At 75.4% G+C, this 23,753-nt stretch carries 3 protein-coding genes; 2 read left to right on the forward strand and 1 reads right to left on the reverse strand.

The genetic code is table 11. From position 1 onward, the window contains the following. Together ACZ7MY_RS11180 and ACZ7MY_RS11185 are read left to right on the forward strand one after the other, a co-directional pair. On the forward strand, window positions 1-21,855 hold the full coding sequence (locus ACZ7MY_RS11180) for a non-ribosomal peptide synthase/polyketide synthase (protein WP_499601086.1): 21,855 nt from the start codon (window positions 1-3) through the stop codon (window positions 21,853-21,855). Beyond that, window positions 21,852-22,058 (forward strand): MbtH family protein, encoded by a 207-nt coding sequence (locus ACZ7MY_RS11185; RefSeq protein ID WP_499601087.1) that lies wholly within the window; start codon window positions 21,852-21,854, stop codon window positions 22,056-22,058. Before ACZ7MY_RS11180 ends, ACZ7MY_RS11185 begins: the two co-directional genes overlap by 4 nt. Window positions 22,059-22,635: 577 nt before the next feature. On the opposite strand, the gene ACZ7MY_RS11190 is transcribed toward ACZ7MY_RS11185, so the two are convergent. After that, window positions 22,636-23,709, reverse strand: coding sequence for an iron-siderophore ABC transporter substrate-binding protein (locus tag ACZ7MY_RS11190; RefSeq protein WP_499601088.1), 1,074 nt, complete (start codon window positions 23,707-23,709; stop codon window positions 22,636-22,638). Window positions 23,710-23,753 lie beyond the last annotated feature (44 nt).

Here is a 23,753-nt window from a genome sequence, read left to right on the forward strand (position 1 = left end):
ATGACGGCAAAGGACTTCTGGCGCGAACGGCTGATCCCGCTCGCACAGGAGACCGCCCTCCCCATCGACCTCCCGTACCCGCAGCGTCCCGCGGGACCGCCCGCGGTGCGCTCCCGCGCCCTGCCCGGCACGGCCGCGGAGGAGGACCGCCACCTCGCGGCGTACGTCGCCCTGCTCCACCACTACGGCGGCGGCGCCACCGACCTCGTCCTCGCCCACGACGGGCTGCCGCTGCGCGTCGCCCTCATAGCGGACACCACCTTCGCCGAACTCACCGCGCGGGTCTCCGAGGCCGCGGAGCGGGCCCGCGCCCACCGCGTCCCCGCCGGCGACCTCGCCGCCGAGGTGGGCGCCACCGCGACCCGCGGCGGCGGACTGCTCTGCAACACCGGCTTCGCCCCCGGCGACTGGGCCGGCGGCCCCCTCGACCTCGCACTGCGGGTGACGACCGGCGAGGTCCACGCCGCGTACCGCCCCGACCTCTTCGAGGCCGCGACCGTCGACCGGATCCTCGGCCACTACGCCACCCTGCTCGCCGACGCCACCGCGCACCCGGACCGCGCCGTCGGCGACCTCGCGCTGCTGGACGGGCCGGAACGGCACCGCCTCCTCCACGAGTGGAACGACACCGGCCACGACGTGCCGCTCGCCACCTGGCCCGCGATGTTCGCCGAGCAGGTCCGCGCCCGGCCCGACGAGACCGCCCTGGTCTTCGAGGACGTCCGCCTCACCTACGCCGAACTCGACGCCCGCGCCAACCGCCTGGCCCACGCCCTGGCCGCCCGGGGCGCCGGCCCCGAGACGGTGGTGGCGCTGGCCGTGCCGCGCTCGGCCGAACTCGTCGTCGCCGAGGTGGCGGTGCTCAAGTCCGGCGCCGCCTACCTGCCGGTCGACACCGACTACCCCGCCGACCGCGTCGCCTACATGCTCACCGACGCGGCCCCCGTCTGCCTCCTCACCACCGCCGAGGTCGCCGCCGAGTTGCCCGGCGAGGTCCCCACACTGGTCGTCGACGCCCCGGACACCGTCGCCGAACTCGCCGGGCTGCCCGAAAGCGCCCCCGACCTCGACGGCCGGCTGACGGTCGCGAACGCCGCCTACGTCATCTACACCTCCGGCTCCACCGGCCGGCCCAAGGGCGTCGTCCTCTCCCACGCCGGCGTCGCCAAGCTCGTCGCCACCCAGAGCGAACGCTTCGGCATCGGCCCGCACAGCCGGGTGCTGCAGTTCGCCTCCCCGAGCTTCGACGTCGCCTTCTGGGACCTGTGCCTCGGCCTGCTCTCCGGCGGCCGGCTCGTCGTCGTCCCCTCCGAACGACGCGTCCCGGGGCCGCCGCTCGCCGACTACGCGAACGCCCACGGCATCACCTTCATGATCCTGCCGCCCGCCCTGCTCGCCGCCATGCCCGACGACGTGCACCTGCCCGCCGAGGCGACGCTGCTCGCCGGGACCGAGCGCGTCTCGCCCGAACTCGTCGGCCGCTACGCGCGCGGCCGCATGATGTTCAACGCCTACGGCCCGACCGAGGCGACCACCAACTCCACGCTCGGCCGGTGCGACCCCGACACCCCGGCCGGCACCATCGTGCCCATCGGCGTGCCCGACCCCGGCACCCGCGCCTACGTGCTCGACGCCCGGCTGCGGCCCGTCCCGGCGGGTGTCGCGGGAGAGCTCTACCTCGGCGGCGCCGGACTCGCCCGCGGCTACCTCGGACGGCCCGACCTGACAGCCGAGCGCTTCGTCGCCGACCCCTTCGGCGAGCCGGGGGAGCGGCTGTACCGCACCGGCGACCTCGTGCGCTGGAAGGCGGACGGGCGGCTGGAGTTCCTCGGCCGTGTCGACAGCCAGGTCAAGATCCGCGGCTTCCGCATCGAGCCCGGTGAGATCGAGTCCGTGCTGCGCGCCCACCCCGCAGTCGCCCAGGCCGCGGTCGTCGTCCGCGAGGACCGGCCCGGCGACCGGCGGCTGGCCGCCTACGTCGTGCCCTCGCTCGACGGCGAGGCCGAGGTCGCCGAGTGGAAGGACCTGCACGAACTCCTCTACTCCGCCGCGGGCTCCGAGGGCTTCCGGGAGAACTTCGCCGGCTGGAACAGCATGTACGACGGGCTGCCCATCCCCCTCGCCGACATGCGCGAGTGGCGGGCGGCCACCGTCGAGCGCATCGCGGCCCTCGCACCGCGCCGCGTCCTGGAGATCGGCGTCGGCAGCGGCCTGCTGCTGTCCCGGCTGGCCCCCGGCTGCGAGGCGTACTGGGGCACCGACGTCTCCGAGGAGGCCGTCGCCGCGCTGCGCGCCCAGATCCGCGACGTGCCCGAACTCGCCGGCCGCGTCGAGCTGTCGGCCCGCCCCGCGCACGACACCACCGGACTGCCCGAGGGCCACTTCGACGTCGTCGTCATCAACTCCGTCGCCCAGTACTTCCCCGGCGCGGACTACCTCGAGGACGTGCTGCGCAAGGCCGCCGCGCTGCTGGCGCCCGGCGGCGCCCTCTTCGTCGGCGACGTCCGCAACCTGCGGCTGCTGCGCACCCTGCGCGCGGCCGTGGAGAGCGACCGCAGCGCCGCCGCCGGGGCCGCCGACAAGGAGGCGCTGCGCGCCGCGGTCGACCGCTCGGTGGCCTGGGAGGGCGAACTCCTCGTCGACCCGGACTGGTTCGCGGGCCTCGACGGCTTCGCCGCGCAGGTGCGCGTCAAGCGCGGCACCCACCACAACGAGCTGACCCGCTACCGCTACGACGTCGTGCTGCGCCCCGCGGCGGACGCCACCCCCGGCGGGGGCGACGAGATCGCGTGGGCCGCGCTCGGCGGCCTGCCCGCCCTCGACGCCCGGCTCGCCGCGCGCCCGGAGCGGCTGCGCGTCACCGCCGTGCCCAACGCCCGCCTCACCGAGGACCTCGACGCCCTCGCGGTCCTCGACGACAGCAGCCGCCCCGGCGCCGACGGCGCCGGCAGCGTCGATCCCGAGTCGCTGCACGAACTCGCCGCGCGGCACGGCCTGTCCGCCGTCCTGACCTGGACCGGCGACGCGGACGACGGCAGCCTCGACGCCGTCTTCGTCCCCGAGGGCGCCGACCCCGGCGAGCTGTACCGGCCCGCCGGCGGCCGCCCGCTCGCCAACCGGCCCGCCCCCTTCCGCGACGTCACCGCGCTGATGCGGACGCTGCGCGCGCACGCCGCCGAGTTCCTGCCCGAGTACATGGTCCCCGCGGCCCTCGTGCCCCTGGACCGGCTGCCGGTGACGCCCAGCGGCAAGCTCGACGGCGCCGCCCTGCCCGTCCCCGACTACGCCGCCCTCAGCTCGGGCCGCGCCCCGCGCGACGCCCGCGAGGAACTGTTGTGCGCCCTGTACGCGCAGGCCCTCGGCGTGCGGAACGTCACGATCGACGACGACTTCTTCGCCCTCGGCGGCGACAGCATCGTCGCGATCCAGCTGCTCGTGCTCGCCCGCCGCGCCGGCCTGCGCCTCACCCCGCGCGACGTCTTCCGGCACCGCACCGTCGCCGCGCTCGCCGAGGTCGCCCAGGAGGGCGGTCCGGACGACGCCCCGGCGGGCGGGCAGGACGCGCCGCTGGTGTCCCTGACGGACGCCGAACTCGACGCCCTGCGCGGCGGGATGACGGCCGGCGTCGACGAGGTGCTGCCGCTCGGCCCGCTCCAGGAGGGCTTCTTCTTCCACGCCCTCGTCGACGGCGCCGACCACGACGCCTACGTCGTCCAGCAGGCCGTCGAGCTGTCCGGTCCCGTCGACGGCGCCGCCCTGCGCCGCGCCATGGAGCGGCTCCTGGAGCGGCACGCCCCGCTGCGCGCCTGCTTCCGCCAGCTCCCCGACGGCCGGCCCGTCCAGGTCGTCACCCGTGGGGCCGCGCTGCCCTGGCGCGAGGTCGACGTGTCCGCGCAGGAGGAGGGCGTACGCCGCGGCCTCGCGGACGCCGTCGCCGCGGACGAGCGGTCCCGCCCCTTCGACCTCGGCCGGCCGCCGCTGCTGCGGTGTGCGCTCGTCCGCCTCGGCGCGGACCGCAGCCGCCTGCTGCTGACGTTCCACCACATCGTCGCGGACGGCTGGTCGCTGCCCGTCCTGCACCGCGAGCTGATGGCGCTGTACGCGGACGACCCGGCGCCCCTGCCCGAGGTGCCCGCGTACGCCGGCTACCTGCGCGGTGTCGCCGCCGCCGACCGGGACGCCGCCCGCGCCGCCTGGCGTACCGCGCTCGCCGGGCTCGAGGGCCCGACGCGCCTGGTGGACACCCCCGCGGACAGCGGCCCGGTGGAGCCCGCGCAGATCCGCCTGGAACTCTCCGAGCGCGTCACCGCCCGGCTCGCCGCCCGCGCCCGCGAACTCGGCGTCACCCTCGGCACCGTCGTCCAGGGCGCCTGGGGCCTGCTGCTGGGCCGGCTCACCGGACAGCAGGACGTCGTCTTCGGCACCACCGTCTCCGGTCGCGACGTCGCCGTCGACGGCATCGACTCCATGGTCGGCCTCTTCATCAACACCCTGCCGACCCGGCTCGTCTGGGACCCGGCCGGCGGGCTCGGCACGATGCTGCGCCGGCTGCAGGACGAGCAGAGCGCCCTGCTGGACCACCAGCACCTCGGCCTCGCGGAGATCCAGCGCACCGCCGGGCACGCGGGCGGCGGCGAACTCTTCGACACCCTCGTCGTGTTCGAGAACTACCCCGCCGAGACCGGCCTCGCCGACCCCTCGGGCACCGTGCGCGTCACCGGCCACGCCTTCCACGACACCGTGCACTATCCGCTCGCCCTCATCGTGAAGCCCGGCCGCCGCATGGACCTGCGGCTCAAGCACCACGCGCGCAGGATCGACGCCGGCGCCGTCCGCGCCCTCGGCGGCCGGCTCACGCTGCTGCTGGAGGCGATCGCCGACGACCCCGGCCGCCCGGTCGCCTCCGTCGGCCTGCTCACCCCGCGCGAGCACGAGACCGCCCACCTCGAGGGCGCCGTCCGCGACGTCCCCGCCACCACACTGCCCGCCGCCATCGCCGCGCGGACCGCCCGTACGCCCGGCGCCACCGCCGTCGTGTACGGCGACACCACCCTCACGTACGCCGAACTCGACGCGCGCGCCGAGACGCTGGCCGTGCGGCTGCGGGCCCGCGGCGCGGGACCCGGGCGCTTCGTCGCCGTCGCCGTCCCGCGCTCGGCGGAGCTGATGGTCGCGCTGCTCGGTGTCCTCAAGTCCGGCGCGGCCTACCTGCCCGTCGACCTGGACTACCCGGCGGAACGCGTCGCCTACATGCTCGCCGACTCCGGCGCGACGACCGTCGTCACCACGGCGGCCGACGTCCCGCGGCTGCCCGAGGTGGCGGGCCTGACGCCGCTGCTGATCGACGCCGTCGAGGAGGCCGCGGAACCCGTCGCGCCCGAGCAGGCCCGGCCCGACGACCCGGCGTACCTGATCTACACCTCCGGCTCCACCGGCCGCCCCAAGGGCGTCGTCGTCACCCACCGCGCCGTCGTCAACCGCCTCGCCTGGACGCAGGGGGAGTACGGGCTGACGGCCGGCGACCGCGTGCTGCAGAAGACCCCGTCCAGTTTCGACGTCAGCGTGTGGGAGTTCTTCTGGCCGCTGTGCGAGGGCGCCGCCGTCGTCCTCGCCCGCCCCGACGGGCACCGCGACCCGGCCTACCTCGCCGGGCTCGTCCGCGAACAGCGCGTCACCACCATGCACTTCGTGCCCTCCATGCTGGAGGCGTTCCTCAGCACCTCGGAGGTGACCGCCGACGCGTCGTGGGCGGCGAGCCTGCGCCGCGTCCTCAGCAGTGGCGAGGCCCTGCCGGGCGCCGCCGCCGCGCGCTGGCAGGCGCTCACCGGAGTGCCGCTGCACAACCTCTACGGGCCCACCGAGGCCGCCGTCGACGTCACCCACCACCCCTTCGACGGCGCCCCCGGCACCACCGTGCCCATCGGCCGCCCCGTGTGGAACACGGGCCTGCGGGTCCTGGACGCCTGCCTGCACCCGGTGCCGGACGGCGTGCCCGGCGAGCTCTACCTGACCGGTGTGCAGCTCGCCCGCGGCTACCACGGGCGTTCCGCGCTCACCGCGGAGCGCTTCGTCGCCGACCCGTTCGGCGCGCCCGGAACCCGCATGTACCGCACCGGCGACCTGGTCCGCCGGCGTGCCGACGGGGTCGTGGAGTACCTGGGCCGCACCGACCGCCAGGTCAAGCTGCGCGGCAACCGCATCGAGCCCGGCGAGACCGAGGCCGCGCTCGTCCGCCTCCCGGACGTCGCCCAGGCCGCGGTGACGGTGCGCGAGCAGCGCCTCGTCGCGTACGTCGTGCCGACGCGCGGCGCCCGCCCCGACACCGGCGCCCTGCGTGCCGCCGTGGCCGAGGTGCTGCCCGCGCCGCTCGTCCCGGACGCCTTCGTCGTGCTGGACGCGCTGCCGCTGACCCCCAGCGGCAAGCTCGACCGTTCGGCGCTGCCCGCGCCCGAGGCGGAGCGGGCCCCCGCCCGTGCCCCGCGCACCGACCGCGAGCGGACGCTGACGGAGGTCTTCGCGGCCGTCCTGGGCCTACCCGACGCCGGTCCCGACGACGACTTCTTCCTCCTCGGCGGCGACAGCATCAGCTCCATCGGCGTGGCCAGCCGCGCCCGCGCCGCCGGACTCGAACTGACCCCGCGCGACGTCTTCGAGCACCGCACCCCCGCCGCCCTCGCCCTGGCCGCCCGCACCGGCGCCGCGACCACGGAGCGCACCGGCCCCGTCCGCCCCGAGCTGACCCCCGAGGAGACCGGGCGCGTCCAGCGGACCGCCGGGGGAGCGGTCGCCGAGATCTGGCCGCTCGCCCCGCTCCAGGAAGGCCTGTTCTTCCACTCCGCCTACGACGGCGGCGCCCTCGACGTCTACACCGTCCACGAGACCTTCGACTTCGCCGAGCGCCTGGACGAGGACCGGCTGCGGGCCGCCGCCCGCACCCTGCTCGCCCGCAACCCCGGACTGCGCGCCGGGTTCACCAGCGAAGGACTGCGCCAGCCCGTGCAGTTCATCGTCGACGAGCCCGAGGTGCCGCTGGAGACGGTGGACCTGTCGGCGCTCCCCGCCGACGAGCAGGAGGCGCGGCTGCGCGCCCTGATGGACGCCGAGCGCACCCGCCGCTTCGACCTGTCCGCGCCGCCCCTGTTCCGCATGCTGCTCGTGCGCCTCGGCGCCGAGCGCGGCGACCGCCTCGTCATCGGCCGTCACCTGATCCTTTGGGACGGCTGGTCCGCCTGGCTCTTCCTCGACCAGCTCTTCGCCCTCTACGCGACCGGCGGCGAGGACACCGGCCTGCCGCGCCCCGGCAGTTACGGGGACTACCTGGCCTGGCTGGGCACCCAGGACGACGCCGCGGCGACCGCCGCATGGCGTGCCGCCCTGGACGGCCTGGAGGAGCCCACCCTGCTCGTCCCGGCCGTCGCCGACGCGGGCCTGGAACCCGTCATCCCCGAGCAACTGGACGCGCTGCTGCCCGCGCAGCTCGGCGACTCGCTGCGTGACCGGGCACGGGCCCACGGCCTCACCCTCAACACGGTGCTCAACGCCGCCTGGGGCCTGACCCTGGCCTCCGCCACCGGCCGCACCGACGTCGTCTTCGGCACCACCGTCGCGGGCCGGCCCACCGAAGTCCCGGACGTCGAGAACGTCATCGGCATGTTCCTCAACACCGTCCCCGCCCGCGTCGCCCTCGACCCGGCGGAGACCGTCCTCGACCTGCTGCGGCGCATCCAGGGCGAACGGCTGGAACTCATGCCGTACGAGTACCTGGGCCTCGGGGTGCTGCAGGCCGAGACCGGCCACCGGCGGCTGTTCGACACCCTCTTCGTGCTGCGCAACAACGACACCGAGGACCGGCTGGAGCGGCTGCGCACCGAGCACGGCGCCACCGCCGTCGCCAACGTCGACGCCACGCACTACCCCGTCAACCTGATCGTGACGCCGGGGCAGCGTGTCCTGGTCACCCTCGCGCACCGCCCCGACGTCGTCCCGCACGAGGCCGCCCGCGCGCTGCTGGACCGCTTCACCCTGCTGCTGGAGGGCATGGCCGAGGACCTGACGGCCCCCGTCGGCCGTCTCGACCCGCTGCTGCCCGCCGAACACGCCGCGCTGGAGCGGGAGTGGGCCGGCAGCAGGGTGCCGGAGCCCACCGAGACCATCGCCGACCTGCTCGCCGCGCAGGCCGCCCGCACCCCGGACGCCACCGCCCTGGTCTTCGGCGACCGCACCCTGGACTACGCGGAGCTGGACGCCGCCGTGAACCGCACGGCCCGGCTGCTGCTCGCCCGCGGCGCGGGACCGGAGAAGGTCGTCGCGCTGGGACTGCCGCGCTCCGCGGAGATGGTCGTGGCCCTGTTCGCGGTGCTGCGCACCGGTGCCGCCTACCTGCCGCTGGAGCTCGACCACCCGGCCGACCGGCTCTCCCTGATGCTGGAGGACGCCCGGCCGCTGCTGCTCCTCACGAACGCCGCCGTCTCCGCGACCCTCGAAGCGGACACCCCGCGGGTGCTCCTCGACGACCCCGCCGTCGCCGCCGAGTTGGCGGAGCTGTCCGACGCCCCGGTCGTCGCGGACTTCAGCCTGGAGCACCCCGCGTACGTCATCTACACCTCCGGCTCCACCGGCCGCCCCAAGGGCGTCGTCACCCCCTACCGGGGCCTGACGAACATGCAGCTCAACCATCAGAAGGAGATCTTCGCCCCGGCCATCGCGTCGGCGGGCGGACGGCGGCTGCGCGTGGCGCACACCGTCTCCTTCGCCTTCGACATGTCGTGGGAGGAACTGCTGTGGCTGGTCGAGGGCCACGAGGTCCACGTCTGCGACGAGGAGCTGCGCCGTGACGCCCACGCCCTGACCGCCTACTGCGAGCGGCACCGCATCGACGTCGTCAACGTCACCCCGACCTACGCCCGTCTGCTCATCGAGGAGGGGCTGCTCGAAGGGCACGTCCCGCCGCTGGTGCTGCTCGGCGGCGAGGCCGTCCCCGAGACGGTCTGGACGCGGCTGCGCGACACCGAGGGCAGTTACGGCTACAACCTGTACGGCCCGACCGAGTACACCATCAACACCCTCGGCGGCGGCACCCACGACAGCGCCACCCCAACCGTCGGCCGCCCCATCCGCGGCACCCGCGCCCACATCCTCGACGCCTGGCTGCGGCCGGTGCCGGACGGCGTGCCCGGCGAGCTGTACATCGCGGGCGTCGGGCTGGCCCGCGGCTACCTGGACCGGCCGGGCCTGACCGCCGAGCGGTTCGTGGCCGACCCCTTCGGGGAGCCGGGCGAGCGCATGTACCGCACCGGCGACCTCGTACGCCGTAACTGGGGGTCCCCCCGGCCGGAGGCTGGGGGAGGCAACCTGGACTTCCTCGGCCGCACCGACGACCAGGTCAAGATCCGCGGCTACCGCGTCGAGCCCGGCGAGATCGAGACCGCCCTCAGCCGGCACCCGCGCGTCTCCCAGGCCGCCGTCGTCGTCCGCGACGACCGGCTGGTCGGCTACGTCGTCCCGGCCCCCGCTGATGCCGACGAACGCGCGTCCACCGAGCGCGCCCAGGTGGGCGAGTGGCAGGAGATCTACTCCGACGAGTACGAGGAGATCTCCACCGCCGTCTTCACCGAGGAGTACGCGGGCTGGGACAGCTCCTACGACGGGCAGCCCATCCCCTTCGACGACATGCACGAGTGGCGCGAGGCCACCCTCGCCCGCATCCGCGAACTGCGGCCCCGCCGCGTCCTGGAGATCGGCGTCGGCTCCGGCCTGCTGCTGTCCCGGCTGGCCCCGGACGCCGAGTCCTACTGGGCCACCGACTTCGCCGCCCCCGTCATCCGCAAGATCGGCGAGGAGCTGCGGCGCGACCCCGCCCTCGCCGCCAAGGTGGAGCTGCGCTGCCGTCCCGCGGACGACCTGGAGGGGCTGCCCACCGGGTACTTCGACACGGTCGTCATCAACTCCGTGATCCAGTACTTCCCGAGCGCGGCCTACCTGGAGTCGGTCGTGCGCGGCGCCATGGAACTGCTCGCCCCCGGCGGCGCGCTCTTCGTCGGCGACGTCCGCAACCTGCGGCTCGCCCGCACCTTCCACACCGAGATCCAGCACGCCCGCGGCACGGCCGGGGCCGGGTTCGAGCGGGCCGTGGAACGCGGCCTGCGCCTGGAGAAGGAACTCCTGGTCGACCCCGACTTCTTCGCGCGGCTCGGCTACGGACTCGACCTGCGCACCAAGCGCGGACGCCGCCACAACGAGCTGACCCGGCACCGCTACGACGCCGTGCTCTACCACGGCGAGCCCGCCGTGCGGCTGGGCGACGAGCCCCGTGCCGCGTGGTCGCCGGACCTCGCCGCGCACCTGCGCGAGCAGCGGCCGGAGCGGCTGCGCGTCACGGGCGTGCCGGACGGCCGGGTGAGGCCGGACGGCGTCGACCCGGAGACCCTGCACGACCTGGCCGCCGGTCTCGGCTACCGCGTGCTCACCACCTGGGGCGCCGAGACGGGCACCTGCGAGGCCGTGTTCGTCCCCGCCGGCACGGCGGGCACGACCGCCGGGCTCTACCGGCCGGGGGGCGGCACCGCCCCCTACGCCAACGACCCGGGCGCGGGCCGCGACGCGAGCGCCCTGGTCCGCGTGCTGCGCGAGGACCTCAAGCGCGAGCTGCCCGAGTACATGGTCCCGGCGGCCTTCGTCACCCTCGACCGGCTGCCGATGAACGCCAACGGCAAGCTCGACGTCAGGGCGCTGCCCGACGCCGAGCCCGCCGTGGCCCTCGGCGGCGGACGCGGACCGCGCACCCCCCAGGAAGAGGTGCTGTGCCGCCTCTTCGCGGAGGTCCTGGCCCTGCCGTCGGTCGGCGCCGAGGACGACTTCTTCGACCTGGGCGGCCACTCCCTGCTCGCCACCCGTCTGGTCAGCCGGGCCCGCACCGAGCTCGGCGCCGAACTCGCCATCCGCGACCTCTTCGAGGCCCCGACGCCCGCGCTGCTCGCGGGCCGCGCGGACGCCGGACGGCCCGTCCGCCCCGCGCTCACCGCGGCGGCGGAACGACCCGGCCGCGTCCCGCTCTCCGCCGCGCAGCGCCGCCTGTGGCTGGTGGAACGGCTCACCGGCGGCGGAGCCGCCTACAACTTCCCGCTCGTCTTCCGGCTGCGCGGCGCCCTCGACACCGACGCGCTGCGGCAGGCCCTGGCCGACGTCGCGGGCCGCCACGAGGCGCTGCGCACCCTCGTCGGCGAACAGGACGGCGAGCCCCACCAGCGCATCGTCCCCGCGGACGACGCCCGGCCCGGGTTCACGGTGGCCGACGCCGCCGAGTCCGACCTCCCCGGGCTCATCGAGGCGGCCCAGCGCCGTCCCTTCGACCTGACGGAGCAACTGCCCCTGCGCTGCGAGGTGTTCCGGGTCGGCGGCGACGACCACGTGGTGGCCGTCGTACTGCACCACATCACCACCGACGAATGGTCCGACCGCACCTTCATGGCGGATCTGACGACCGCCTACACCGCCCGCGCCGTGGGCTCCGCCCCGGCGTGGCGGCCGCTGCCCGTCCAGTACGCCGACTACACCCTCTGGCAGGAACGCCTCCTCGGCGCCGTGGGCGACACCCAACTCGCCTACTGGACCCGCCGGTTGCGCGACCTGCCCGAGGAGCTGCCGCTGCCCCTGGACCGGCCGCGTCCCGCCGCGCCCACCGGCGCCGGCGCCATCGTGCGCGGCGAGGTACCGGCCGTCCTCGGGCGGGAGCTGCGGGAGCTGTCCACGGCGACCGGCACCAGCATGTTCATGCTGTTCCAGGCCGCCACCGCCGCGCTGCTGCACCGCCTCGGCGCGGGCGAGGACGTCCCGCTGGGCGCGCCCATCGCCGGCCGCACCGACAGCGGCCTGGACGACCTCGTCGGCTTCTTCGTCAACACCCTCGTCCTGCGCACCGACCTGTCCGGCAATGCTTTGACGTTCCGTCAGTTGCTGCTTCGGGTCCGTGAGTCCGCCCTGGAGGCCTTCGAGCACCAGGACCTGCCCTTCGACCGGGTCGTGGAGGCGGTGAACCCGCCGCGCGCGGCGGGCCGCAACCCGCTCTTCCAGGTCATGCTCGGCTACCACCACCGCCCGGACGGCGACCCCGACGTCTTCGGACTGCCCACCGAGTGGTTCGACATGGACACCGGCACGGCCAAGTTCGACCTCGACTTCACCTTCGTCGACCACGGCGAGGCACGCCCGCTGGCGCTGCTGCTGGAGTACGCCACCGACCTGGCCGACGAGGCCACGGCCGCGCTGCTCGTCGCCCGGCTGGTCCTGCTGCTGCGGCAGGCCGCGGCCCACCCGGACCTCCCGCTGGCCGAGTTCGACCTGCTCACGCCCGCCGAGCACGAGGCCGCGGCCGTCGCCTGGAACGACACCGCGCGGTACGGCGCCGAGACCCGTGCCGTACCGGAGATCCTCGCCGACACCGTCCGGGCCCACCCGGAGCGGACGGCGCTGGTGACCGCCGAGGGCGCGCTGACCTTCGCCGGGCTGGGCGAGCGGGTCGACGCCCTCGCCGCCCTGCTGCGCCGGCACGGCGCGGCCGAGGGCAGCGTGGTCGGCCTCGCACTGCCGCGGCACGCCATGGTCCCGGCGATCCTCGGCGTCCTCGCCTCCGGCGCCGCCTACCTGCCGCTCGACCCCGCACTGCCCGCCGAACGCCTCGAGTTCATGCTCCGCGACGCAGGCCCGGTCTGCCTGCTGACCACCGCCGACCTCGCCGAACGCCTCCCGGCCGTGCCGGGCGCCGCGCGACTGCTGTACGACGCCCCGCTGCCCGCGGCCGAGCCCGCCGGCCCGGTCGTCCACCGGGCGGCGAGCGCCGCGTACACGATCTACACCTCGGGCTCCACCGGCACTCCCAAGGGCGTCATCGGCACCCACCAGGGCCTGTCCAACCTCTTCGGCGCGCACCTGCGCGACATGATCGAACCCGCCGTCCGCGCCACGGGCCGCGAGGTCCTGAAGGCCGCGCACACCGCCTCGTTCAGCTTCGACGCCTCCTGGGACCCGCTGCTGTGGCTGCTGGCGGGCCACGAACTGCACGTCGTCGACGAGACGACGATGACCGACCCGGCCGCCCTCCTGGCATACCTGGAGGCCTGCGCCGCCGACTACGTCGACCTCACCCCCACCTTCCTGGCCGAGCTCACGCACCACGGCTTCCTCACCCCGGGCGGATACGCGCCCGCCGTCCTCACCGTCGGCGGCGAGGCCACCCCGCCCGCCCTGTGGCAGCGGCTGTCCGCGCTCCCCGCCACGCGGGTCCACGACCTGTACGGGCCCACAGAGGCCTCCGTCGACGCCTACGGCCGACACAGCGGCGCCCCCGAGTGGGCGGCGCCGCTGGACAACCTGCGCGTGTACGTCCTCGACGAGCGGCTGCGCCCGACACCGCTCGGCGTGCCCGGCGAACTCCACCTCGCGGGCGCCGGCCTGGCCCGCGGCTACCTCGGCCGGCCCGGCCTGACGGCCGAGCGGTTCGTCGCCGACCCCTTCGGCGAACCCGGGAGCCGCATGTACCGCACCGGCGACCTGGCACGCCGCAGGGCCGATTCCTCACTGGAGTACCTGGGCCGCACCGACGACCAGGTCAAGATCCGCGGCTTCCGCGTGGAGCCGGGCGAGATCGAGTCCGTCCTCACCGCCGGCCCCGGTGTGTCGGCCGCTGCCGTCCTCGTCCGCGAGGACACCCCCGGCGTGCCGCGCCTCGTCGCGTACGTCGTCCCCGCCGCCGGCCACGACCCCGACCCGGCCGCGCTGCGCGCCCACGCCGCCGCCGCGCTGCCCGAGCACATGGTCCCCGCGGCGTTCGTCGCCCTGGCCGCCCTGCCGCGCACCGTCAACGGCAAGCTCGACCGGGCCGCGCTGCCCGCGCCCGACCTGTCGGCGGCCGTCGGGGGACGGCTGCCCCGCACCCCGCGCGAGGAACTGCTCGCCGGGCAGTTCGCCGCCGTGCTGGGCCTGGAACGGGTCGGCATCGACGACGACTTCTTCGCGCTCGGCGGCCACTCGCTGCTCGCGATGCGCCTGATCAGCCGTGTCCGCACCGCGCTCGGTGCCGAGGTCACGCTGCGGGCCGTCTTCGACGCGCCCACCGTCGCCCGGCTCGCCGCCCTGCTGGAAGGGGAGGGGGCCGCCGCACGCCCCGCCCTGACCGCCGGGAACGTCCTGCCCGAGCGGCTGCCGCTCTCCTCCGCCCAGCACCGGCTGTGGCTGCTGCACCAGGTCGACGCCGACGACCCCACCTACAACCTCCCCGCCGCCTGGCGCCTGACCGGGGCCCTCGACCGCGCCGCACTGGAGGCGGCGCTGAACGACCTCGTCGCCCGCCACTCCACCCTGCGCACGGTCTTCCCCGTCGTGGACGGCGTGGCCCACCAGCACGTACTGGCCCCGGAGCAGGCGCGCGTGACGCTCGACGCCGCCACCCCGGAGGAACTGCCCCGGATCGCGGCGCGCCCCTTCGACCTGGAGCGCGAACTGCCGCTGCGCGCCGCCCTGTCCGCGACCGGGCCGGACGAGCACGTACTGCAGCTGGTACTGCACCACATCGCCACCGACGAATGGTCGGACCGGGCCCTGCTCGCCGACCTCGGCGCCGCCTACGCCGCCCGCACCGCCGGCCGCGCCCCCGACCGGGCCCCGCTGCCGGTGAGCTACGCCGACTACACCCTCTGGCAGCGCGAACTGCTGGAGCACTCCGGCGACGACCTGCTCGCGTACTGGACCACCACCCTGCGGGGCCTGCCCGAGGAACTGACGCTGCCCACCGACCGGCCGCGCCCCCAGGAGTCCTCGCACACCGGCGGCACCGTCGGCTTCACGGTCCCGCCCGAGCTGGAACGCGCCCTGCGCGCGCTCGCCCGCCGCGAGGGCGCCAGCATGTTCATGGTCTCCCAGGCCGCCGTCGCCACCCTGCTGCACCGGCTCGGCGCCGGCGACGACATCCCGCTCGGCGCCCCCGTGTCCGGACGCGCGGACGAACGCCTGGAGGACCTGGTCGGCTTCTTCGTCAACTCCCTCGTGCTGCGCACCGACCTGTCCGGCGACCCGGGCTTCGCGGAGCTGCTGCGCCGCGTACGGGCGGCCGACCTCGCCGCGTACGAGCACCAGGACCTGCCCTTCGAGCGGCTCGTCGAAGCCCTCAACCCGGGCCGCTCGCTCGCCCGTCACCCACTGTTCCAGGTGATGGTCGTCCACCTCGCCGAGCGCGCCGGCACGCCCGCGCTGCCCGGCCTGACGGTGCGGCCGGAGCCGGTCGCCCAGGACACCGCCAAGTTCGACCTCAGCTTCGACTTCGTCGAGGAGGGCGAGGGCAACGGCATCCAGGGCTGGATCGAGTACAGCGCCGACCTCTTCGACCGGCCGACCGCCGAACTCCTCGCCCGCCGCATGGGACGGCTGCTGGAGCAGGTGGCCGCCGAACCCGGGCGGCCGGTCGGGCAGATCGACGTACTGGACGACGACGAGCGCGCCCGTGTCCTGACGGAGTGGAACGCCACCGGCCGCGCCGTGCCCGGCCTCACCCTCCCGGAGCTGTTCCGCGCCCAGGCCGCGGCCACCCCGTCCGCGACCGCCCTCGTGGTCGAGGACGCCGTCGTCACCTACGCGGAGCTCGACGCCCGCGTCGAACGCCTGGCCCACGTCCTCGCGGGCGCCGGCGTCGGCCCGGAGTCCACCGTGGCGGTCGCGCTGCCCCGTTCGGCCGCCCTGGTCGTCACCCTGCTCGCCGTCCACCGCGCGGGCGGCGCCTACCTGCCGCTGGACACCGGCTACCCGGCGGAGCGGCTGGCGTTCATGCTCGGCGACGCCCGCCCGGCGTGCGCCGTCACCACCGACGGCGTGGCCCTACCCGGCACCGGCGTCCCGCGCCTGACCGTCGACGCCGACGGCGCCCCCGCGGCGGGCGCCCCCACCGGCCCGCTCCCGCAGGCCCACGACCCGCGCCACCCGGCGTACGTCATCTACACCTCCGGCTCGACCGGCCGCCCCAAGGGCGTCGTCGTACCGCAGGAAGGCATCGTCAACCGCCTGCTGTGGATGCAGGACGCCTACGGCCTCACCCCCGGCGACCGCGTGCTGCAGAAGACGCCGGCCGGCTTCGACGTGTCGGTGTGGGAGTTCTTCTGGCCGCTGGTCACCGGCGCCGCGCTGGTCGTGGCCCGACCCGAGGGCCACAAGGACCCGGCGTACCTGGCCGGGTTGATCCAGCGGGCCGGCGTCACCACGGCGCACTTCGTGCCGTCGATGCTCCGCGCCTTCCTCGACGAGCCGGCCACCGCGGGCTGCACCGGCCTGCGCCGCGTGATCTGCAGCGGCGAGGCGCTGCCCGCCCCGCTCGCCGCCCGCTTCCACGAGGTGCTGGGCACGGCCGGGCTGCACAACCTGTACGGCCCGACGGAGGCCTCCGTCGACGTCACCGCCCACCAAGTCGCGCCGGGAGCCGGCACCGTCCCGATCGGCCGCCCCGTGTGGAACACCCGCACCCTCGTGCTGGACGCCTCGCTGCGTCCGGTCGCCCCGGGCGTGCCCGGTGAGCTGTACCTCGCCGGCGTCCAGCTGGCGCGCGGCTACCTCGGCCGCTCCGCACTGACCTCCGAGCGCTTCGTGGCCGACCCGTACGGGGAGCCCGGGAGCCGCATGTACCGCACCGGCGACCTGGCCCGCTGGACCCGCGACGGGGAGCTGGAGTACCTCGGCCGCGTCGACGACCAGGTCAAGCTGCGCGGCTTCCGCGTGGAACCGGGCGAGATCGAGGCCGTGCTGACCCGGCAACCCGCGGTCGCCTCGGCCACCGTCGTGCCGCGTGACGAGCGCCTGGTGGCCTACGTCGTCCCCGTCCCGGGGCAGGAGCCCGGCACCGCGGCCCTGCGCGCGGCAGCGGCGGCCGCGCTCCCCGAGCACATGGTGCCCGCCGCCTTCGTGGTTCTGGACGCGCTGCCGCTCACGCCGAACGGCAAGCTCGACCGCGCGGCCCTGCCCGCACCGGACTTCGCCGCCCAGGTCACCGCGACAGCGCCGCGCACCCCGCGCGAGGAGCGCATGTGCGAACTGGTCGCCGCCGTCCTCGGCCTCGAACGCGTCGGCGCGGACGACGACTTCTTCACCCTGGGCGGCGACAGCATCGTCGCCATGCAGCTCGTCGTCCGGGCGCGTGCCGCCGGGCTGACGATCACCCCGCGCGACGTCTTCCGCCACAAGACCCCCTCGGGTCTGGCGGCGGTCGCCACCGACACCGTCCACCAGGGCGGGGACACGGACACCGGAGCCGAGCTGCTGCCCGGCCTCACCGACGCCGAACGCGCCGAACTCTCCGGCGCCGGAACGGCCGAGCCACTGCCGCTCTCGCCGCTCCAGGCGGGCCTGCTCTTCCACGCCTCCTTCGACTCCGGCGACCAGGGCCCCGACGTCTACACCGTCCAGGTGTCGTACGACATCGACGGGGAACTCGACCCCGAGCGGCTGCGCGCCGCCGGGCAAGCCCTGCTCGACCGGCACGAGAGCCTGCGCGCGGGCTTCCGCTACCTCTCCTCCGGCCGTCCGGTGGCCCTGGTGCCGCGCTCGGTGCCGCTGCCCTGGCGCCACGTCGACCTCACGGCCGCCCCGGACGCCGAGGCGGAGTGGGAGCGCCTGCTGCTGCAGGAACGCCGCCGCTTCGACCCCGCAGAACCCCCGCTGCTGCGCCTGCTGCTGGCCAGTACGGGCGACGGCGGCCACCGCCTCGTCCTGTCCCACCAGCACCTGCTGCTGGACGGCTGGTCGGTGCCCCGGCTGATGGCGGAACTCACCGCCCTCCACGACGGGACCACCCCGCCCGCCACCGCCCCCTACCGCGACTACCTGCGCTGGCTCGCCGCGCAGGACCAGCCGGCCTCGGCGGCCGCCTGGGCCGCGGCCCTGGACGGCCTGGAGGAGCCCACCCACCTCGTGCCCGCCGACGCCAACCGGGCGCCGGCCGTGCCGCGCACCCGCACCGTCGAGGCCGGCGAGGAGCTGACGCGCGAGCTCGGCGCGCTCGCCCGGCACCGCGGGCTCACCGTCAACACGCTGGTGCAGGCGGCCTGGGGGGTCGTGCTGTCCCGGCTGACCGGCCGCGACGACGTGGTGTTCGGCGCCACCGTGGCCGGGCGCCCGCCGGAGCTGGACGGCGTCGAGTCCATGATCGGCCTGTTCATCAACACCGTGCCCGTGCGTGTCCGGCTGCGGCCGCAGGAGCCGGTCGGCGCCCTGCTGGACCGCCTCCAGGACGAGCAGTCGCGCCTGCTCCCGCACCAGCACCTGGGCCTGGCCGACATCCAGCGCGGCGCCGGGCTCGGCGACCTCTTCGACACGCTGGTGGTCTTCGAGTCCTACCCGGTGGCCGAGGAGGCGGACGCGGGCCTGCGCCTGTCCGTCCGCGAGCACGAGGACTCCACCCACTACCCCTTCGCCTGGGCCGTCGAGCCCGGCGAACGCCTCCGCCTCACGGCGGAGTTCCGCCCCGACCTGTTCACCCCGGCCGCCGCCGGGCGGATCGCCTCGGCCCTGCTCTCCGTGCTGGCGGCGATGGCCGCCGACCCGGACGTCGCGGTCGGACGGCTCGGCATCCTCACCGACGCCGACCGCCGGCTGCTGCTGGAGACCTGGAACGACACGGCCCTGCTCCCGCGGACCGGCGACGCCACCGTCCCCGCCCTGTTCGCCGCGCAGGCCGCCGCGTCACCTGACGCCGTGGCCGTCACCGACGGCTTTGTGACGTGGACGTTCGCCGAACTGGCCGCACGCACCGGCCGGCTGGCCCGCGTGCTGGCCGGCGCCGGTGCGGGCCCCGAGGGCATCGTGGCGCTGGCGCTGCCGCGCACCGCCGACCACATCACGGCGATCCTGGCCGTCATGACGGCGGGCGCCGCCTATCTGCCGCTCGACCCCGACCTGCCCGCCGACCGGGTGCTCGGCATGCTCGCCGACGCCCGCCCGCGGCTGATCCTCACCACGGACGCCCTCGCCGCGTCCCTCCCCGGCACCGACGTCCCGGTGCTCAGCCTGGACGCACTCGACGGGCTGCCGGAGGCCGCGCCGCAGGCACCGGCCCCCGACCACCCGGCGTACGTCATCTACACCTCGGGCTCGACGGGCCGCCCCAAGGGCGTCGTCGTCACCCAGCGCAGCCTCGCCAACCTCTTCCACAGCCACCGGCACGACCTGCACGACCGCGCCAAGGAACTGACCGGCCGCCGCCACCTGAGGGTCGGCCACGCCTGGTCGTTCTCCTTCGACGCCTCGTGGCAGCCGCAGCTGTGGCTGCTGGACGGCCACGCGCTGCACATCGTGGACGACGAGACGCGCCGCGACGCGGAACTGCTCGCCGAGCGGATCCGCGCCGAGGGGCTGGACTTCATCGAGGTCACCCCCTCGCTGCTCACGCAGATGGCCGACGCGGGCCTGGTCCAGGGCGGCCACTGCCCGCTGGCCGTGGTCGGCGTCGGCGGCGAGGCCGTGCCCGACGCCCTCTGGTCACGCCTGGCCGCGCTGGAGTCGACCGAGGCGTTCAACCTGTACGGGCCCACCGAGGCCACCGTCGACGCCCTCGTCGGCCGCGTCGCCGACAGCGACCGCCCCGTCGTCGGGCGCGCCGTGCACAACGCGCGCGCCTACGTCCTGGACGCCTCGCTGCGCCTGCTCCCGCCCGGCGTCACCGGCGAGCTGTACCTGTCCGGCGCCGGACTCGCCCGCGGCTACCTCGGGCGCCCCGACCTGACCGCGGAGCGCTTCGTCGCCGACCCGTACGGCCCGCCCGGCGCCCGCATGTACCGCACCGGCGACCTCGCCCGGTGGACCGAGGAGGGGCAGCTGGAGTACGCCGGACGCTCCGACGACCAGGTCAAGATCCGCGGCTACCGGGTCGAGCTCGCCGAGGTCGAGACCGCCCTCGCCGCGCACGACACCGTGGCCCAGGTGGTCGTCACCGCCCGCGAGGACCGGCCCCGCGTCCGGCAGCTCGTCGGCTACGTCGTCCCCGCCGAGGGCCGCGACGCCGACCCGGCCGCCCTGCGGGCCCACGTCGCCGCGAGCCTGCCGGAGTACATGGTCCCCGCGGCCGTGGTCGTCCTGGAGCGGCTGCCCCTGCTGTCCAACGGCAAGCTGGACCGCAAGGCGCTGCCCGCCCCGGACTTCACCGCGGGCACCGGCGGCCGCAGGCCAGGCAACGCCACCGAACGCACCCTGTGCGGCATCGTCGCCGAGGTGCTGGGACTGCCCGCGGAGGCCGTCGGCACCGACGACGACTTCTTCGCCCTCGGCGGCGACAGCATCGTCGCGATGCAGTTCGTCAGCCGGGCCCGCGCCGCGGGACTGCGGATCACCCCGCGCCAGGTCTTCCAGCACCGCGACGTGGCCTCCCTCGCCGAGGCCGCCGTCCCGCTCGCCGGCGACGAGTTGGTGCGCACCCACGACGACGGCACCGGCCTCGTCCCGCTCACCCCGATCATGCACGCCCTGCGCGAGCGCGGCGGCCCGATCTGGGGCTACCACCAGGCCGCCCTCCTGCAGACCCCGGCGGCCATGGACGGGGACGGACTGCTGTCGGTCCTGCGCGCCGTCGCCGGCCGGCACGACATGCTCCGCGCCCGGCTGGAACGCACCCGCACCCGGCCGTGCTCCGAGGGCGAGCGCGGCGAGCAGTGGGCGCTGCGCGTGCCCGCCCCGGGCACCGTCGACGTGACGTCCTGGCTCACCCGGGCCGACGTCGCCGGCGCGGACGACACCGCGCTGCGGGAGGCGGTCTCCGCCCACGCGGTCACCGCGCGCGCCGGACTCGACCCGGACACCGGCGACATGGTGCGCGCCGTCTGGTTCGACGCCGGGCCCGGGAAGCCGGGACGGCTGCTGCTGCTCCTGCACCACCTCGTCGTCGACGGCGTGACCTGGCGCATCCTCCTGCCCGACCTGGAGACCGCCTGGGCTGCCGTGGCGGCGGGACGCACGCCGGAACTGCCGCCCGTGGACGTCTCCTTCCGCCGCTGGTCCGAACTGCTCACCGCCCGGGCGCAGGACCCGTCCCGCGAGGACGAACTGCCCCGGTGGACCTCGGTCCTCGCGGACGGCGCCGGCCTGCCCCTGGCCCGGCCGCTGGACACGGCACGCGACACCGTCGAGAGCACCCGCTACCTGTCGCTGACCCTGCCCGCCGAGGTCACCGGCCCCCTGCTCGGGCGGGTGCCCGCCGCGTACGGGGCGAGCGTCAACGACGTGCTGCTGACCGCGTTCGCGCAGGCCGTCGCCGACTGGCGGACCCGGGTGCTCGGCGCCGGGCCCGGCAGCGCCGTCCTCGTCGACCTGGAGGGGCACGGCCGCGAGGAGGAACTCGCCGGCAACGCCGACCTGTCCCGCACCGTCGGCTGGTTCACCAGCGTCGTCCCGGTCCGTCTCGACCCGGGCCCCGCGGGCCTGGACCCCGACGAGGCCGTCGCCCGCGTCCGCGAGCACCTGACCGCCCCGCCCACCGGCGGCGTCGGACACGGCTTGCTGCGCCACCTCAACCCGGTCACCGGCCCCGAACTGGCCCGGCTCGCCGAACCGCAGATCGAGTTCAACTACATGGGCCGCTTCGACGTCCCCGAGGCCGCCGACTGGTCGTACGCGCCCGAGGGCGACGCCGCCGACCTCGACGCGGACCCCGGGATGCCCATGTCCCACGCCCTCACCCTCAACGCCCTCACCGAGGACCGCCCCGGCGGCCCCGAACTGAGCGCCCACTGGGCCTATGCCGGCGAACTCCTCACCGAGGAGGCCGTCCGGGATCTGGCGCAGACCTGGTTCCGGGCCCTTGCGGCCCTGGTCACACGGAAGGAATCCACCCGATGAGCAGCAACCCCTTCGAGAACCCCGACGGCGTCTACTCCGTCCTGGTCAACGCCGAGGGCCAGCACAGCCTGTGGCCCGACTTCGTCGACGTCCCGGCCGGCTGGACGGTCGCCCACGGCCCGGCGAGCCGCCAGGAGTGCCTGGAGTACGTGGAGACCCACTGGACGGACCTCCGCCCGAAGAGCCTCGTCGAGGGCTGCTGACCGCGACCGCCCACGCCGCAGGGGCCGTCCCGCACCGTGCGGGGCGGCCCCTGCGGCGTCCTGCGGAGGTCCTTCGGCGTCCGGGCCCTGGCGCCGGCGCACCGGCTCCGGAATGCCGCGCCGGCCCGGCCGTCCGTCCCATACGTTGCCCCCGTCCGCCCAGGTCCACAGCCACTGCCGCAGCGAGGGCGCCGCGTACCGCAGGCCGTCGTGAGGATCCTGGCCCCACTCCGGTACCCAGCCGTCGGCATCCCGGAGCAGTACCGGGTGGTCGACCGGTCAGTGACGCCGGGCCGCCTGCGGGCCCTTCGGCCTCGGCCATCGTGATCGGCGGGAAGGGCCGCTCCGGGAGGAGGCCGGGCGATGCAGGCACCTGCTCCGCGCCCCATGCGAGGGCGTGCAGCCGTTCGAGGAGCGCGTCGTCATCGGCGGCGGTCGGGCGGCGTCGGTCACGGGCCCGCACTGGAGTACGCGGGGGCGACAACCCCGGGCAACGGAACAGGCGGTGTGCGCCCGCGCGCACACCGCCTGCCTCCTTGACCGGCGCCATTGGCGCCGGGTGCCGTACGACGTCCGCTCAGGACGCGGGCTGCTCCACCTTCGTGGCCGGGTCGCCGTCCACCGCGGCGGCGAGCTGCGGGACGAGGCGGTCCAGGACGTAGGGGATGCTGAGCACGGTCGACAGGGAGACCGCGTTGCCGTAGTCGTCGGTCTCCTTGACGAAGACCTCGCGGCCCTCCTTCACGACCTTCAGGTCGGCGTACAGCTTGTCCTTGTGCAGCTTGGCGACGGCCGCCGTGGTGTCGGGCAGGATCCACACGGCGACGCCCTGGTCGAGCAGGTCGGTGCGCTCCTTGCTGATGTTGGCGCCGAACTGGTCGCCGATCACCTTGTCCAGGTCGGCGGGGAGCTTCAGCCCGAGGTCGGCCAGCAGGCGCGAACGCGCGTCCTGGCTGCCGTAGACGAAGGTGCCCTCGTACGGGGTGGCCATCACCGCGGTGGAGCCGGCGAAGGCCGGGTTGGCCTTCTTGGCTTCGGCGAACTTCGCCTCGACGCCCTCGACCAGCTTGGTGGCCTCCTCGGGCTTGCCCAGCGCCTTGCCGATCGTCTCGGTCTGCTTCTGCCACGGGATGCCGTAGTCGCTGAACTCCTTGGGCTGGGCCACGACCGGCGCGAACTTCGACAGCGTGTCGTACTGCGCCTTGGTCAGGCCCGAGTACAGGGCGAGGATCAGATCGGGCTTGAGGGCGGCGATCTTCTCGACCTGCGGCCCGGTGCCGGTGTCCTTCAGGACGGTCGGGACCGCGGCGGAACCCAGCTTGTCCTGGGCCCAGGGGCCGACGGCACCCTTGTAGCCGCCGATCCACTCGGTCGTGCCGACCGGGACGGTGCCGAGCGCGAGGACGGCGTCCTGGTCGGTGAGGCCCACGGTGACCACGCGCTTGGGCTCGGACGTGACGGTCGTGCTGCCGTACTTGTGGGCGATCGTGACGGGGAAGGCGCTGCTCGCCGACGCCTTGGTGGAGCCGGCGCCAGGCTTCGACGCGTCGGAGGAGGAGTCGGAGGAGCCGCAGGCGGCTACCGCGCCGACGAGCACGAGTACGGAGGCGAGCAGTCCGGCGAACCGGGTGGCTCTGTTGGCGCGGGGCATCGGGTGTTCCTTCTGTTCGTTCCGGTTGTGGAAGGGTTGGTCCG

The organism is Streptomyces sp. NPDC111520 (assembly GCF_055635295.1).

Coding starts and splice junctions, on each gene's coding strand:
- ACZ7MY_RS11190 (WP_499601088.1), bottom strand. CDS start 23,709: ATGCCCCGCGCCAACAGAGCCACCCGGTTCGCCGGACTGCTCGCCTCC.
- ACZ7MY_RS11180 (WP_499601086.1), top strand. CDS start 1: ATGACGGCAAAGGACTTCTGGCGCGAACGGCTGATCCCGCTCGCACAG.
- ACZ7MY_RS11185 (WP_499601087.1), top strand. CDS start 21,852: ATGAGCAGCAACCCCTTCGAGAACCCCGACGGCGTCTACTCCGTCCTG.